Origin of the sequence: Rhodobacter sp. JA431 (genome assembly GCF_900217725.1) — a bacterium.
Taxonomy (GTDB): Bacteria; Pseudomonadota; Alphaproteobacteria; order Rhodobacterales; family Rhodobacteraceae; genus Rhodobacter; species Rhodobacter aestuarii.
This window is the reverse complement of the sequence record NZ_OBMP01000001.1, coordinates 1-16,168: the sequence shown is the minus strand read 5'-3', so window position 1 is coordinate 16,168 and position 16,168 is coordinate 1. Positions and strand designations below refer to the sequence as shown.

Sequence of the window (16,168 nt, the reverse complement as noted above, 5' to 3'; positions counted from 1 at the left end):
TGGAGCGCGCCCGGCCAAGATCGTGTCCGTTAGGCTGGATCGAGGATCCGATTCGACAGGGCGGGGGCCATATCCATCCTGTTCCTCCGGGCAGTATGGCACTGTCATGATCGCTGAATCCCCCCGCAATGTGTGACGGATCGAACTCAGGCTTGCCTCTGAAGCCATCCCCCGAAAATAGTATTTTGTGTGTTCGGCAGGGCGTCCGCGACGCATGATCAGGGCGGTTCAGAATGGCAGACCGGGGCAATGGCCCGAAGAAAACCAAGCGGCGTCGGGGAAACACCCTCGAGAACTGGGAAGTCGCCTTGATCAAGGCGATGATCGCCCGGGGCGGAGCATTCACGAATGATCAGGACATCCTATCCACCCAATAAAGTAGTAGAGCAGATGCAAGCGGCAGGTTTCCCGCATTTCCGCATGCATGACCATACACAGCTATGGAAGCAGCTTGATGCGAAAAAACCGGGCAAGGGTTTAGGGTGCGTCGGGGACTATGGGAACTGGGTTTGGTTCGATCGCTGAATCGATCAGGTGCGCCAGCACTGCGAGGCTGAGGGTGATAAATTCCGTTAATGTCCGATATTCATGTCAGTCAGCTATGCTTTACTTGGTTCCAACGTCTTTGGGCCGGAAACCTCGCGGATTCCGGCTGCTTATTGTGATGACGGGCGAGACCTAGCCCGGCCCAATAGGCCGGACCCATTAGCGGTCAGTCGTCGAGACGCCCGGCCGGGCAATGCCAAGGCATCAGCGTGGCATGGTCGATCTCACCGCCGCTGCGCTCGATCCCCTCGACCACCCAGTTCAGATAGGCACGCGGGTTGACCCCGTTCAGCCGGGCGCTTTCGATCAAGGTATAAAAGATCGCCCAGACCTGCGCCGCCTCGTGCGAGCCAGCTCCGATCGAGTTCTTCTTCGCCAACGCGATCAACCGCATGCAGCGCTCGATGGGGTTGTTGTCGATTTCCAGCCGTCCATCGAAAACGAAACGCCGCAGGGCATCGAAGGCGTTCAGAGTGTAGTTGACAGCCTTCTTCAACTCCCCATGCGCCCGACCCTCGGCCCCGAGCAGCTCCGCGTGGATCTCCTCAAGGATCGGGAGGGATTGTTCCCGCCGGATCGCAAGGCGTGCGTCGGCGGGCAGGTCGGCCACCGTCTTCTCGATCTTATACAGCTTGTTGATCTTGCTCCTGACCCGCCCCGCCAGGCCACTGCCGGTCGCTTTCAGGGCTTCGTGGAACTTCCTCCGCGCATGAGCCCAGCATCGCACCGGGGCCATGGGTTGGTTCGCCCCGTCAGTCTTGAACAGGCGGTTGTAACCGGCATAGCCATCGGTTTGCAGGTATTCGATGCGGGAACCGGTCAGCAGTCTTTCAGCCACCTCACCTGCCCGGGTGGGAGCATATTCGTAATAGACTGCGGGATGCGCATCCGGATTCCAGCGCCGCTCATCGCGGCAGATGGCCCAGAGATAGCCGGTATCGCTCTTTCCGGTCCCCGGCGCCTGGATACGCAGCGGGGTCTCGTCCATATGCGCCACGGAGCCGGACCTGATGTATTCAAGCAGCTCCTCGCAGACTGGGCGCAGGAAACGGGACAGGTGGGCGATGTTCCGGCCGATGGCCTGGCGGGACAGGTTGATGTTGCTGTTGGACAATCGCCGTTCCATCCGATAGGTCGCGTTGCTTTCGAAGAACTTCTGGGCCGCGGCCTCGACGATTAGGCCGGTCTCGACACCGCGCCCCCTCATGATGAATTTCTTCGCCTTGGCCGCCACGGGCTTGTTCTCTTTGCAGCGTTCATCGTGATTGCAGGCACAGGTATGATAGACGTCCTTGACCACGACGACGTGCTCGGGAACGATCTGAAAGCTCCCCACACGCTCCTCCGCCTTGATCGATTTCATCTGACAACCGCAGGTGCAGCAGGTCATGTCCTCGGGGTAGTGATTGACCCGCCTGATCTTGATGTCCCTCGAGATCTTCCGCGCCCCTTTACCTTTCGTCTTTACCTCTTCTTCCGGGTCGTCCCCCTCGTCGGGATCGTCGCCCCATAGGTCGAGGTCGGCATCCGTGTCGAGGCTCCTTTCGGAGCTGGTGCCGAAATGCTCCTGGTTCAGCACCGCCAGCCGTTCTTTTAACGCCCGTACATCTTTCCGCAGGGCGCGGATCCGCTTCTTGGCGGTTTCAACCTCGGTTTCGGCTGCGGAGAACATCACCACGATGCCGCTGACCTGTGTGCCGATAGCCATTCTTGCGCTTTCGGGGAGGCCGGGAGCGGCATTGACGGCTGACAGGATGCCTTCACAAAGGAGGCCAACGGGGCTGAGCCTGCCCGAAGCCGGGCTAGGAGGCGGGCGCAGGGGCTCCGCCGGTTTTTGGGTTGTCATGGTCGTTCCTCATGGGGGGGATCGATCCCGCCCGGAGCCGGGCAGGTGCGTTCTCGCGCCCCGGCGGCCGGAGGCCGGTCGGGGATGAGGCTTCTCCCGGAGTGCAGGCATGGCGGTGCCGTTCCCGCCGTGCCGATTTACGGGCGGGCAAAGCTGGCTGTCAGCCGCGTCAGGAAAGAGGCCTGTTATGGTGAGGAAGACCGTCGCCCATGCGGATTCCTTGCGGCGGACCGCTGAATCTGCTAACAAACCAGTATCACGGCTGGTGGACTTCGGTCTTCCTGGCGATCACGTCGGAATGCGCCAACATTCCGGCGTTTTCGTATGTGGGGCATCAGGTCTTCATCGTGTTGTTCCTCCTAAAGTCGCGCGACCATCGCGCGGGACAATATACCTCGACCCGCCCGATTGAAAGAAATCAAGCTTTATCAACGGGTTGATCTGCCCCCAAGAGGGGGTACGTTTTTTCGCATCCCGCTTGGTGCCAATTGAGGGCAGGTCTTGTGGAGCAGACCTCTTGGAGCCGCGACAGACAGTTCTTCCGCTCCGGTCCGGATCGAGCTTCGGCAGTGCGAAAAGCAATCTGTCTGATTCCTGAATTTCGTCTGCTGCGAGTAAGTTCGTGGGAGATGCCCCTCTGAAGCGTCCCGGCAACTCTGGAACGGCCTGCTTTGCGTTTGGCGATTCGAGGCCGTTTTTCGGCGATCAGAGGGAGCATCAGGCTGAACGATACCCTTCGCCCGATCCGGCTGGATCAGCGTATCAGGCGGGAGGCCATAGGGGCGGTATGAAAGATCGTGTTCAGCATCATGGCCGTACCTTATTGCGGCGCTGTCCGACCCCGCAATCGGGAAATTTTGGGCCGATGCTGACCCGGGATATTGACCGTTGTAAAAAAGGCGCAATAAGTATTTATTTGGAAACCAATGCGGCACAAGGGGTTGCGGAACTCCCTTCCTTACAGTTTAACTGGAATATAGAAGGAAGGGATGATTGGCGGCCGCACTGAATAATAATCCTGCCTCCCCTTTCGATCTTCATCGTCATCCCCAAGAATCTTTTTTTTCGACATGGATTTCGATTGACAGCCCAACGACCCGTTATCGTTTTTGAAGCAGTTATGATGGACAAGGTCGGTGCCTGACCGGACGGTCGCGCGCCCGATGTGCTGTAAAGGGCTGTCCGGTGCAGAATTTATAGTGGAATGGAGCAAGTACGAATCCTTGAAATAAAGAGTTTTCGCTCGATCAAGGATATTTCCTGGCAACCCGCTGACGGCGTAAATTTTCTTGTTGGGCCGAGAGACAGCGGCAAATCGACCATTCTGGATGCCATTGGGATGCACTAAATGGCATTACGATCATTCACCAGCTCAGTTCTCCTTTTCTTGCGGCCAATCTTCTGGGACCAACGCTGGGGGTTTAGTCCATGGTATTTCGATGAGTGCGTCCTGAAACCACTGATCACGAAGATTCGCATGCTCAGTGACGATCAGTTGGAAGCCTGGAACATCGTCTTGGGTGAACTTCAGCAACAGCTCGAACAGCCGGCGCACCGCATTGAGGTTGGCGTCGGCTTCCGTCTTCTGCACCGAACCATCAGCATCCCTGTATACCTGCTCGGAGGGGAAGTAGACTTGGGTTGGTTGGTCGATCAAGAGGAAGCGCGGAATCGGACGGCTGTTCCACGCCGCGAATAGATGCAGGGCGAGCAATGCTGACAGATGGTAGGCCAAATGGTTCTCGCCGCCGCCAGTCCTGCCCATTGGCACAGGACGCTCGGGTCGATCGAAGACTATTGTCAACTGCGGCAGGTTGAGCCGCGCAGGGTATGGACCGAATTCGGCGTTGAACTTCTGGATGTATTGCGATGCCTGTGCGGAAATGTTGTTGAGGATCGATGTCAGGCGTTCGTTGCTGTCGTCAGCACCGATCTGCTCTTCAAGCTGCTTAACTTTGTTGTTGAGGCGGCGATTTTCCGATTCCAGTTTGGCAAGATCCTCATTCGGGAGGAGCGTTTCCAGGAACAGACTGATCCGGCCAACCGCAACAGGAACGAACCCGACAACAGGGACAACACCCTCGGGTTCCGCCCCGCGAGTACGCCTGACGGCCAGAGCCGATCGGTTCAAGGACCGGTCGAGAGAGCATCAAGGCGTCCGGGGCCGGTCATGAGCAGAGAGCCCCATGTCGGCCTTGGCCTTCGGGCGGTCGGCATGGGGCGGCTCTTCCCGTTTTGGGCCGAGCGGCACAGAAATTCGCTGGGGGCTTCGCCCCCAGACCCCCAAAAGATAAAGAAGAAAGATCAAAGGGGTAAGGGCGTCCTCGCGGGGCGGAACCCGAGGGAGTAGACCCTGACGACGGGCCCGCTCCTGTAGCGGTAGGCCGAACGGAGGTTCCCCGGGTCGAAGTCCCAGGAACCGCCGCGAACCACCCGGCGGCCGGAACGCGGTTCGTTGATCAAGGCCGCTTGGGAATGCGGGGACGAATAATCGTCTGACCAGTCATCCGCGCACCATTCATAGACATTGCCGTGCATTTGGCAAAGACGAAACGCATTCGGCGCAAAGTCCGGGAAATCGACCGGAACTGTCCGCTTGCGATACTCCCCGCCGGTTCCGGATGCGTCGAAATTGGCCTGCCGCGCGGTGAGGGTGTCGCCAAAGGCATAGCGTGTCTGGCTTCCCGCGCGGCAGGCATATTCCCATTCCGCCTCGGACGGCAGGCGCCACGCCGCACCGGTCCGCGCGCTGATCCAGTCGCACCAGGCCGTGGCATCGTCCCAACTGATGTTGATCGCCGGATGCCGGTCCCGGCCCCAATTTTCGTCATCGGGCTTCCCGCGCCCGGTCGCTTCGCAGAACAGATCATATTCCTCGAAAGTCAGGGCAAAGCGGGCAAGGGCAAAGGGACGGTCGATGACCACCTCGTGCTGGGGGCCCTCGTCAGCGTCCCTTCCCTCCTCATCCTCGGGCGAGCCCATCAGGAAGCGCCCCGTCGGGATCACCACCATTTCCGGCGCCCAAGGCTCGGGGCTGTCGGCAAAGATCGTGCCGGGCGGCAACAGGTCGGCCCGCCGCCCCAGCAACGCGGGCAACACCCTCCCCAGCCCGCGATACGCCTGCCCGGCGGCCTTTTGCAGATTGGCATTGCCGTTGCTGAGCTGTAGCGGGCGCATCTGCCGTCGCATGATCGCCAGGCCGATATTGCGCAAAAGCGCATCAGCCGATTGCGCGGCCTTGGCCGGGAAAGTCTCGGAATGACGGAAGGTCTCGAGCTTCTGGTGCAGGCCCGCCATCTCGCGGGTGGTTGTGTCGTCCAGCGGGATGGAGGTCGCGCAATGCGCGGCATCGGGCGACAGTTCCGCGCAGAGTTGCGCCAACCGGCTCAGGACCTCAAGTATTCCCGGTGCCCAGGCAATGCCCCCATCGTCACCATCGGTGATCTCGAGATGCAGGTTCAGCAGGTCGTGGATATCGTCGTCGGTCCAGTCTTGTGACGGCTTATCGATCACCGCGCGCGCGGCCTTGACGAAATCCCGCATCAACGGGCGTAAGTTGTCCCCGATCTGCGCGAGGAAATACTCGGTCAGCGCCTCGAAATGTGCCAGCGTGACATCAGCAACCGGCGTGTCGGTGCAATCAGCCAGAAGCTTCTGGATCTCGTTCGCCGGGATCGCATAGGCCTCTGTCTGGCCGGTGGCGTTGGGTCGCGATGAAACGACACCAAGAAGGCGCTCGCCCGGGCTTCGGTAAAAAAGGCCGGTCCCGCTCATCCCCTTATCGTTGAAGTGATCACCCGTGAGGGAAATCAGGCTTCCCTCGCCATGATGGACAGTTGCGGCACGGGGGTCGCCATCACACCGCGCCGTCAGGTAGTCAAGCGCAACGACTTCGTCACCGGATTTGGGCCGATGCGCCTCCATCGGCCGCCACGCCCCGTCGGGCACCTTCTCCGCAAGCGTCAGGAGCGCGATGTCGGTGCCCGGGGCCAGGCTAGGGTCGTAAGCGCGCCAACCGCTGATCGTTGCAGCCGTGTGGAGGCTCAGGCGGGGGAAATTGAGGACGACTTCGATATCGGGCTGTGATGGTGCCTCCGTCAGCACATGGGCACAGGTCACCGCCAGATGCGGCCCAATGAGGACGCAATGCCCCTTGAGGGTGCCATCAAGGAGCACTTCGCCGATGGCGTTGGCCGCAGCCTCGTAGATCATCCGGCGCGGCCCTTTTTCGGCTCCCAGGTCAACGAAACCTTCATGTCTGCCGTGGTCCCCGCCTGCGCGATGGCAAAGATACCGACTCCGGCCTTGAAGTCGAATTTGAGCCCCACATCGATGGTGACCTTCTCTGGCGTCACGTCGAGGCTCGAAACCATCTGCTGGACCGTCTTCGCGTAGTTGCTGAGGGACGTCATGGCAGAATCGAACTTCGCCGCGATCTTCCCGTCTGTCCCGCCGCCGTCCGTGGACAACGGCGTGGCCCCTTTGCGGATGGCCCCTCCGATTTGCTCGGTCGTGGCCTGAGCGGCGGTCGCGTCGTCCACCTCAATGTCGATGGGGCCGAAATCAGATTGCAGCGTCAATACCTTCGTCATGGAAAATCCTCCGATGCGTGCCCTTATTGATTAACCATGGGGGAGGGATGCGGCAATAGCGGTGTGTTCGGCGAATTCTTGCAAAGGTGAGGCTAATTCCTGGCTCTATTTCGGCGGGCTACTGTTCTAGAGAGTCCGGTTTGCGCATTTGTTCTCGACTTCGTTCAAGGTTGGACCAAATGGCACCTACGTTGTTCTGGCAACGGAGTGCGAATGGGATGGCATGCTCCGTCGCCGCGTCGCGCCCGAACGGCCGTTTTGAACAAAGCCGCGTCGCGACGCGACCGGCGGCAAAGGGCCGAGCATGTCGACGTGGCCAAGACCAACGTGAGGGGCGGTTTCCCGACCTTGACGTTGCGGCATTGCAGCCGCAGCAAATCGGCGATAGCGGCCATTATCGCCCCGCTCAGAAAGCTACGCAATCCGGGTATCACCATACTGGCAAGCGGTCCCATGAAAGAACCGCAAAACACGCCTGACACATGATCGCACCGATCACTCACCCAATATGCCAAAGCCATCTTGACCTCAGCCGGGCATCCACACATGGGTCGATACATTCTCTCGTTCCGCGCTTCGGTCAGAACCAAGTTTGCCATGAAAAGCGCTAACCGACGATAGGGCATGTGATCATCCAGGATGGAACACCAAAGCAAATGACTTCACAGATTTACACGATTTTTTCTCAACATCGCATCTAATTTTATCGCTCCACCTAATGCGAAATATCTTTGACCAAAGATAATCTCAACGCTCCAATGACAAATGGTGACGCCGCGGCGCTGTGCGCATTCTTATGACTGAGTAGTGTCTGTATTGGCTAGGCAGTTTGCTCACAAGAAGACTGGAGCCAGCTGTGTTCAAAAATGTAGACATTGTGCATGCACACCTCAGGTTTCTGCCATCGATGGGTCGGATCGGTGCCGCATTCCGTGGATCCAGCTTTTTCGTTCGTGCGGAAAGCATTGGTATCACGCCTGCGTCTTCATTGGATACTGAGGCTAGTGAGGACTGTGGGACGCCACGCAAAGAGATGAAGGGGGATAGTTTTCAATGCGAAGATCGGCGAAGCCTCGGCCCGCTCAGCCTTTTGCGGATATTATCAATAATACAAACTGCGCTTGAAAATCTGCGCGTAACGAGAGAGGGCGCGAAAGACAACGTTGATCGCAGTTGCGCGGCAACTCCTCCGAGCCTCACAGGCTCTGATACGACATCGGCGCATCCTGCGCCAATCGGCGCACTGCAGCAAAGAAAAAGACGCCCTGGGAACTGGGTTATCATACTTGAGCCCGATCCGTGCGAGAGTTTACTGTCTCCCGTTTGGACCAATGAACTAAATTATCTGCATTTCAGTGTTTTTGAGGTTGAAATGCTCAACGATCTGGTTGCCTGCGCGGGGCCGAGCGTGGCCTGTATAATTCTTGACGGCCGTTTTGAAGCGCGATCCTTGGCGGAGTTAGCGATCATTGATGCGAAGCAAAGCTATCCCGAGATCCGCTCGGTTTTGCTTGAATCGCCTCTCGGTGAAGAAAGAAAAACTGACAAAGTCACTTGGCCATTCGATGCGCGGCTTTATGGCCCGGTATCGCGTGCTCGTTTGAAATGGGCCATCGTCGCGGGCACAGTGGTGCAATCTTGAAAGAGAGCGCCTTCGCGCCCGGAAATGATCGAGAACCACTTTAGCAGCGCGCTATCATCGTTCCCCAACTTGTCCGGCATTTACCGCGCCAATGACCGTGGTGATCGCTCCGTTGATGCCTGCGGCAATATTATAGACTCTGGTGTCGACACGCGCGATTACCTCGGAATTATTGCTGGCGAGGTTCAACAAAAGCGCCGCCGCATCCGGTGTGCTCCCCAGTCGGGTTAATTGAAGAGACTGGGCTGCCGTTGTGTTGGTTTGTGTCTGAACAAGGTCTATCGACGCCCCCGTCTCCAGAAGCGCCGAGCGGATGCCAAGGTCTGGTCGATCTAGGTCGGCGTCCCATGCGACATCGATCCGCGTAATGATTTCGCCGGTGTTCACCGCGCCCAAAGCTGTTGCGGCCAAGATCCCAAAGTCGCTTTCGGTCCAATCCCACGCGGGCGGCTGTGCGACAGCAACGACGTCCGCTAATATGTTGCGCTGCAATTCGGTAGTCAGCACTGTTTGGATAGAGCCATCGATCCGGCTCCATGTCTGCGATTGCGCCGCCGCAAGGGCGCTGCCATCGCGTGCTTCCTCCCAAAGCGCCAATTGGCCTGCAGGGGGCAATTCATAAAGCGCAGAGCCGATTGGGTAGAGACCCGCCGAAAGCCCGGTTGCAATGGAGGCCGCTTGCGTTTGCGATATTTCAAGACCCGTAGCCCCGGCGGTGGCAAAGACCTCCTCTTCCTCGGCATCAAAGCCCACAACGACATTATCCCCGGGGCTGAGCAAGCGCGGCGAAAACAGTGCTTGTGCGGTGTTTTGCGCCACATTCGCCATCACCGCCATGAGAGGGGCGGGGCCCATGCTTTCAATCCGCGCGATCACATCGGCCAAAGTGGAGGCTTGCGCCTGAAGAGGGGCGATGAAAGCGAAAGCAACAGCCCCGAAAAGAAGGTGGGATCGCGCAGGATCGAGCGTGTCGATGAAATCCATCTAGTCTGCCTCCGTTATGTTCGAAATGGAAATGCTGATGCCGCCCAAATTGGATGAGCCGATGGCGGAGGTCGAAATACTCTCAAAGGGCAATCGATCTGCAGGCCCCAATAAGATTACGGCGCCGGAAACGGGTGTTGTGGTCATTGCGCCGTTTAGGGCGGTTGCGCCAAAGCTGGGGATCTCGCTCACCACTGCGCCCGGCTCCCCCAAAATGCTGACTGTGCGCGACAGTTCAATATGCCCTGTGTTGCTGGCGCCGATGCTGGAGGTGGCAATGTTCAACGGATCGGGCTGCACCGCGAGAGGTAATTCCTCGACCAAGGTGGTATCGCCCAAGGTCACAATCATCTTGTCAGCGGCCGCGCCGATCACGGCAATTTGGACAGATCCGTCAATCGGCGCGGCGCCGTCCTCGGCCGTCCCCTCGGTCCCGGCCTCGGCGTAATTGATATGCGCTGACCCCAGCGAAAGGGCGGGATCTTGGGCAATACGGTCCAAGACCTGGTCAAGGATCGTGTCCGCAAAGAGCGGTTGCGCCAGCAGCATCCCGATTGCCAGCAGCGCCCGCTCCAAGAATCTGCCCGCATTGTGCAACGCCGCGCCCCCATGGTGGAAACCCGGGCACCGAAGCGCCCGGGTTGGTGTCACGTGACGGATTAGTTCGCCAGTTGTTCGGTGCCGGTCGAAACGATGCCCGAAACCGCCGCGTTCACGCCCGAAACGATGGTGCCGGTGTTGACGGCCCCAAGAACGGTGGTCGCCGCGGCGCCAACGGTGCCATTCACATCGGCCATCGTCGTCGAGATCGAGCCGTTCACGCCGGTCATGTTCGACGCGATGTTGAGCACGATGGCACCGGTATCGGCCGAGCCGCCCAGTTGATCCACCACCGCCGAATAGGCCCCGGTCGTGGAGGTTTTGGCTTCATCCACGGCTTGGTTCACACCCAGCGTGATGTCGCCCGTGTTCACCGCGCCAAGCACAGTGGTCGACATATCGCCGAAGTTCGTCGTCGGCAGGTTCCACTCATAGGCAACGACGGTGTCATCCACAGATGCCATTTGCGTCGCTGAGGCCACAGCATCGCTGACGCCGTTCACGACATTGGTGATCGAGCCGTCGATGCCTGCATAATTGCCGGAAGCCACTTCTTCTGCGGTGGTGTTAACCGCCATGAAGTTGTCCACAACGAGCGCTGCATAGGCTTCAGCCGCTTCACGCGTTTCGAACGCGTTAGCTGGGACCTGAGTGGTACCAACATTACCGGAAACCGTAAAAGTTCCATCTTCCCCTTCTGTGATGCCGGCTTGGAGGCTGCCTGTCAGCATGGCATCGATTTGCGCGTATTGATCTTCGGATAGAACGAGATCAGTACCCATGGCACCTCCCGCCAATGCAACAAGCGCGCTATCGCCGGCAATGGTGTATTGAGTCTCGAGGGTAACGCCGCCGATGTTCTCGGCGATGTTGGCAAAGGTGCCATTCACCGAGGCGAGGTTGGTCGAGTTGTCGATTTCGCTGAGCACGCGCTCAAGAACCGACTGGGCCGAAGCGGCACCGGCCATGGCGACCAAGGCCACAGCAGTGGTAGCAAGAAGCTTTTTCATAGGTTTCTCCTGTCAACTTCACTTGCCATCCCTTTATGGCAAGCCGTTTTTGTGGCGTTTTTGAAGGGGCCACTGTTTTCCGCCTCGACGGCTGTGCCGACCCGTTGCGAAACTGGATGCGCGGGTGTGCGCGTATTGGAATGAAGCGTGATCACTTGCCCGGTCCCCCGGCGCGCTTGTCCTCTGGCAAGATCGGCCCGTCTTCTTGCACGGGCGCTGGTATGACGGGCGAAAGGGGGGCGGGCTCTTCTGTGTCTTCGGCGGCGTCATCTGCATTGCCGGCCATGTCGGTTGCATATTTCTGGGCGGCTTGAGCGGCAGTGATCGCCTTTTCGACGAGCGTGGCGACAGCATCGCCCTCGGGTCCGGTCAAGCCTTTGGCGGCGGCTTCGCGCAGCGTCTTGATTGCCAGCGTCATGTAACGCAGCGCTTCATCGGCGGCTTTGGAGGCCTCTTCCGGGGTTTTGGCCTTCAGCACGGAATCCGCTGCGGCGATCGCTTTGGCGGCATGAGAGGTGGCCGTATTGCCCAAGGCACGTGCCTGCGGCGGCACGGGTTTGGCGGGCGTTGCCGGGCGGCTCGCCTGCCCCCCGGTGGCGGCGGCAGCCGGAGTGGGTGCTGCCGCCGCAGTGGCCGCCGCGCGCGCCGCGTTGAGCGCTCTCCCATCGCCAAAGCGCGGCGGGGCAGCCGGGTCTAATAATACCTTGCCAGGAGCCGAGATCTTGCCAACACAGCTGGCCTCGTTCTTTGCAGGCGCAACTTGCGCGAGCAGATCAAAAACCGCATAGGCCAGAACTTGCCGCAAGGTATGGTGCAAGGCCTCACGCTCAAGCCCGCCCGCCTCAATCGTGGTCAGGGTCTCACCAAAGAACCGCCCGATCCAGAACCCCATTTCCTTGGTGTAAAGTTGTTTTTGGATCGAACTATTTGCGACGATTTTACCGTCATGAGCAGAGGTCAGGGCCAGATCCACGCCGACCAAGATGCGCGACTGGCGTATCCGTGGCCCCACCCCTGCCACTTGCACACTCGTGCCGCCACCGGGAATAAAATCGAGGCTGTTGATGCTGCCCGTGACATAGAAATCGCTTGGCGTTTGGGTGCGAATGTTGCGGATGCCCCAATTGCCTTCGGCCAGTGCGATGTTGGGGTCGCGCCGGTTCACCACCGTGAGCCCAGCCTCAAAAAGCGAGGACTGGATCATGTCGCCAGCGCCTTGCGTGATAAACTTGCCGCTGCCGCCGTCGGAGTATTGTTCTTTGCCGGTGGTGTCGGTGACATTCCCAACAGAAAAGGCCAGTCCCCCTCCAATTTGTTGGCCGACACAGGCCAATGCGCCGTCGAAAGGCGTGTCGATGGATTCGACCGGAGGGCCTTCAACCAGCTCCGCGTTCTCTCGAACGGGATCGGTGCTGGAAGGCACGCCCATGTCGCAGGCGGCAAGCCCACATAGGGCGATAATCGCATAGGTTTTCGCGCTGCCCATGGCACTGCAAGCTCACTCGCAGGGGCTGACGACAGGCAGATAGGCATAATCGGGCGTCGCATTTACAACCGACCCATCGACACAGCCATCGGTTGCCGCAGAGTTCACCGCATCGACGGTATTGCCATCGCCTTCAATGGTGATTTCGGTGCTGCCGGTGTTGAGCGAGCCCACCGCATAAGTGTTTTCGCCAATCTCATCCCCGTTTTGGAAGTCGGTTGTGACGTCACCTGAATCGGACAGAACCTCGACGTAGTTATTACGGTTGTCGTAATAGGTCTCGTAGATCGTCTGCGAATTGATGACGCCTGCTTCGGCATTGCGGATCGTCTGCGCCTGCGAAACGGCAACACTGCGATCTGTGGCCGAGGCGAAACCCCAACTGCTGGACCAAGTGTAGCCGTTGCTGGCATAAGTCTGCGCGCTCGCTGAAATCGGCAGAACCACACTCACAAGCGCGGCGTAAGAGATCGATTTGCGACATGTTTTTCTCACAGCAAATCTCCCGCATTGGCGGATGAGGTCGTGTCTCCGCTGGTTGCTGTGGCGCCATCGCTGCGTCCATCACCGTCCCTGTCTCCGGTTGTACTTACCTCTGAAATTCCGGTTGATCCGACGCTGGCAGCCCCTGCGGAATTGTTACGTGCATCCGCTTCGGCGGCTTCGGACACGGCGCCCGAAGACGCCGGCTCGGTAGATGCTTGCGAAGTGGAGGAGCTTCCATCGATACTGCTCTGGCTGCTGGATCCACCGCCCCCGGTTTCATCAGCGCCAATCCCAGCGACGTAGCCAGTCGCATCCGGTATGACCTCGCAAACAGGGTATGGTGACCATTTGTCATACGGAAGAATGTATCCTGGAGGCAGGAGAATGCATTTCTCGGCCACGACAGAATTGTGGGCTACGGGTTCACAGGCCGCCAATGACACAAAAGCACCCAAGCCCAGAAATGCGTAATTTTTTTCGCCCATTTGATAAACTCTTGTCAGGTCCTGTTGTTAGGAAGTTCTCAAATATTTTTAGCCCTTCCTAGGTATGCAAACGGCCTCTTTCAGAGCAAATTGATAATTTAAACGCGTAAGATAATGCGAGAAATTCTTTGGATAGTCTTATTGCCCAAAAGCGCCTTCATGTTGATCTAGGGGTTGCGATTACACATGTGGTTTTTGATTTTATCGAAAGATAAAAACTGTCCAATGTATAATAAATATAAACCTTGGCGTAATTGAAGGGGGGCGCGATGAATGTATAGTCAGCAGTGCAGGCATGTACATCCGCCCGATGGCTTGCTAACTGCTGCGCAGATGAGAACCAAGATACTGTCCCTAAGTTCTGCTCGAATCGTTTGCGCGTTACTAGCAGGGAGCGAAGGCTCCCTGCTTTTTTAATTTATCACTAATGTTTCAATTTGTCTTTTACGAAGCGCCGGGGGCTTTCCATTGCAATTTCAAAACGTACCTTCCAGCTTCGGTCGTGCTTTGCGGAGATGTTTACTTGCGCCCGATCCAAACCCACGTTCGCTAGTTAATTGCGCATAGGCTAGACAGGTCTGTACGCGCGTGGAAGTGCCTAATTTTTGCCCCGCCGACCGCATTAAAATTTTTACGGTCGATTCTTTGAGGCCCATAGCTTTCGCGATTTGCCCATTTGTTTCCCCAGTAGTCGCACGCCGGAGCGCGGCCTCTTCTTGTTTGCTCAGGCCAAAAAAAATCGCTGCGCTCTTAGGTTCGTGAAGCCACTCTGGCGATGCATAGACAACACCGCTAAGGACAACATCCAGTAAACTTGGAAGCGCTTTCAAACGGAGGTCCTCTGGGATGATGCCTTTCAGCCCAAGTTTCAGTGCTGGCCGCACGAGCCAGTGAGGTATTGTTCCTCCAAAAATAATGATTGGAATCTTCGATGGGTTCTGAATAATTTTATCTAGTGATGCGGTGCCATTTTCTTCTATTGCGCGATAGTCTAAAATCACCGCAGACAAATCCTTTTCTTTTTCTATCGAATCGTGAATATTATGTCCATCTTGAGGGGCAATGGCGTCTATTTGCGCGGCTTGGAGCGCCGAAACTAAGGCGTCTTGGAATATTATGTTTTTGTGAGCGACAAGTATCTTTCCTTTATGGAGAGAAGTTTCGCGCATTGCATCCTCCTTACTGCGGCTGATTAAAGCTCACAACTCCCCGTGGGCCGTTGCGGGGCTAAAATTATGATCTGACATATTGATAAATTGCGTACAGAGATATATCTAATGTGCAAATGCCAAACTGTTTGAGCGCTTTTCAAATTTCAGTATCTAACGGTAACTTTGCCCATCATACGGCATGACTGCATTTTCGGCGTGATCCGCAGCGCAAGCGATAGCGAGCTTTAGTGAGACCCGATCAACTGGAAGAGAAAGGGCAACGTCAAAGGGCCAACTTTCTTCTTTTGAAAAGCAGTGGGCACCTTGAATCGGTGAAAGGGATGTGATGCCGACCCAAGGGTAAACATCACGCAACTCAACAACGATCTGCGCGACTTCTTGATCAGAGTAGTCATCTAAATTGACGACTACACCAATCGTTTCATCGCCACGCGTGGCCAATAATGTTTCAAGCTGATCTAGTCGAGAATATTCACAGACAAAAGCGGGGAGTTCACGCAACCATGTTGCAAACCTGTATCGAACCTCATCCGAGCGAGACAGGATTGCGATGATATTCCCATGTGCCTCTGCGCGCTCAAGAAACTTCTCCTCGATTTTCAAAAAGAGCCCTGTCGCGAGGCTGTCGATCTCTTGGAAATGTCTCATATTTTTTTACCCCACAGGTTGCTGCGTCATTCCCGGCTATTTTTAGTAATTCTATCGTGGCTCCGAACGGTCTTACGCTGGAACGAAGTGCGTAGGAGTTCCCTATTGAGAATTAGATGCTGCAGGCGCATCGCAACGTGCAATGGTATGCGGCGAGGGCGTTTGGAGGGCGTGTTAATCGATCTCAAAAGAACCGGTGGCTGAACCATGTGGCCCTTAGGAAAAGAAAACGATGCCTCTACCCAATGGCTCGTGCTGAACGCGCACGGCATTGCGTCTCGGGTTTGCGCAGGTTTATACGCAGTTCGCGATTGATCCTCGCTTGAAGCATTGCGAGGTCCAAGGATGCCTCTGATACTGGTATCTGCAATGCAACATCGTAGTCATCTTGCGCCCGAGGGAGGAAGGTGTCCTTCATTCGGCTAGAGAGGGCAATCACCGCAACTTCAGGAAAGTTGCAGCGAAGCCGCGCCAGTTCAACGCGCACATCGGACAACGCGCCTAGCACATCTATATCGACGAAAATGTAGCCGTAGCTTTCGCCGCCATGCATTGCGGCGCGGAGTGTGGGCAGGTCATGATGCATCACAGTCGTAACCCGATCGATGGACAGCATCGACGAAAGGGTGATCGGCACAACACCTCTGTTGGGGATGATACAGCAGTCATAG

14 protein-coding genes are annotated in these 16,168 nt (G+C 57.3%); 2 read left to right on the top strand and 12 right to left on the bottom strand.

Annotated features, from left to right (window positions below; all coding sequences use genetic code 11):
* Positions 1–712 precede the first annotated feature (712 nt).
* A complete protein-coding gene (gene tnpC, locus CRO18_RS00070) occupies positions 713–2,254 on the bottom strand; it encodes an IS66 family transposase (protein WP_170952503.1) in 1,542 nt (513 codons plus the stop codon).
* A 1,342-nt stretch (positions 2,255–3,596) separates the two neighbouring features.
* Here tnpC and CRO18_RS19230 point away from each other — a divergent pair.
* Positions 3,597–3,740, top strand: coding sequence for an AAA family ATPase (locus CRO18_RS19230; protein ID WP_097080626.1), 144 nt, complete (start codon positions 3,597–3,599; stop codon positions 3,738–3,740).
* A gap of 24 nt (positions 3,741–3,764) precedes the next feature.
* Here the strand turns inward: CRO18_RS19230 and CRO18_RS00060 are convergent, their stop codons facing one another.
* From CRO18_RS00060 to CRO18_RS00050, 3 genes are all read right to left on the bottom strand, one after another.
* Positions 3,765–4,523, bottom strand: coding sequence for a DUF3732 domain-containing protein (locus CRO18_RS00060; protein ID WP_212710035.1), 759 nt, complete (start codon positions 4,521–4,523; stop codon positions 3,765–3,767).
* 173 nt (positions 4,524–4,696) lie between these two features.
* A complete protein-coding gene (locus CRO18_RS00055; protein WP_097080625.1) occupies positions 4,697–6,604 on the bottom strand; it encodes an SUMF1/EgtB/PvdO family nonheme iron enzyme in 1,908 nt (635 codons plus the stop codon).
* Positions 6,601–6,984 carry a CU044_2847 family protein gene (locus tag CRO18_RS00050; RefSeq protein WP_097080624.1) on the bottom strand — a complete coding sequence of 128 codons (384 nt, stop codon included), beginning with the start codon at positions 6,982–6,984 and terminating at the stop codon, positions 6,601–6,603. The genes CRO18_RS00055 and CRO18_RS00050 overlap by 4 nt, the downstream gene beginning before the upstream one ends.
* A 1,372-nt stretch (positions 6,985–8,356) precedes the next feature.
* On the opposite strand from CRO18_RS00050, the gene CRO18_RS18735 reads away from it, so the two are divergent.
* The gene (locus CRO18_RS18735) at positions 8,357–8,626 is read left to right on the top strand and encodes a hypothetical protein (RefSeq protein ID WP_097080623.1); all 270 of its coding nucleotides are present in this window, start codon (positions 8,357–8,359) and stop codon (positions 8,624–8,626) included.
* A 54-nt stretch (positions 8,627–8,680) separates the two neighbouring features.
* Here CRO18_RS18735 and CRO18_RS00040 read toward each other — a convergent pair whose 3' ends face one another.
* The 8 genes from CRO18_RS00040 to CRO18_RS00005 form a co-directional block, all read right to left on the bottom strand.
* Entirely contained in the window at positions 8,681–9,610 is a 930-nt protein-coding gene (locus CRO18_RS00040; RefSeq protein WP_097080622.1) for a hypothetical protein, read from the bottom strand.
* Positions 9,611–10,186, bottom strand: a complete 576-nt coding sequence (locus tag CRO18_RS00035) for a hypothetical protein (RefSeq protein ID WP_097080621.1) — start codon at positions 10,184–10,186, stop codon at positions 9,611–9,613.
* 83 nt (positions 10,187–10,269) lie between these two features.
* Complete coding sequence (locus CRO18_RS00030; protein WP_097080620.1) at positions 10,270–11,220, bottom strand: hypothetical protein; 951 nt, start codon at positions 11,218–11,220, stop codon at positions 10,270–10,272.
* Between the two features lie 151 nt (positions 11,221–11,371).
* Positions 11,372–12,706, bottom strand: a complete 1,335-nt coding sequence (locus CRO18_RS00025; protein WP_097080619.1) for a CsgG/HfaB family protein — start codon at positions 12,704–12,706, stop codon at positions 11,372–11,374.
* A gap of 12 nt (positions 12,707–12,718) precedes the next feature.
* Positions 12,719–13,201 (bottom strand): hypothetical protein, encoded by a 483-nt coding sequence (locus tag CRO18_RS00020; RefSeq protein ID WP_097080618.1) that lies wholly within the window; start codon positions 13,199–13,201, stop codon positions 12,719–12,721.
* A 952-nt stretch (positions 13,202–14,153) separates the two neighbouring features.
* Entirely contained in the window at positions 14,154–14,846 is a 693-nt protein-coding gene (locus CRO18_RS00015) for a LuxR C-terminal-related transcriptional regulator (RefSeq protein WP_097080617.1), read from the bottom strand.
* A gap of 153 nt (positions 14,847–14,999) precedes the next feature.
* Positions 15,000–15,497, bottom strand: coding sequence for a hypothetical protein (locus tag CRO18_RS00010; protein ID WP_097080616.1), 498 nt, complete (start codon positions 15,495–15,497; stop codon positions 15,000–15,002).
* A 238-nt stretch (positions 15,498–15,735) separates the two neighbouring features.
* The coding region (locus CRO18_RS00005) for a hypothetical protein (RefSeq protein ID WP_212710034.1) at positions 15,736–16,168 on the bottom strand (433 nt) is incomplete at its 5' end.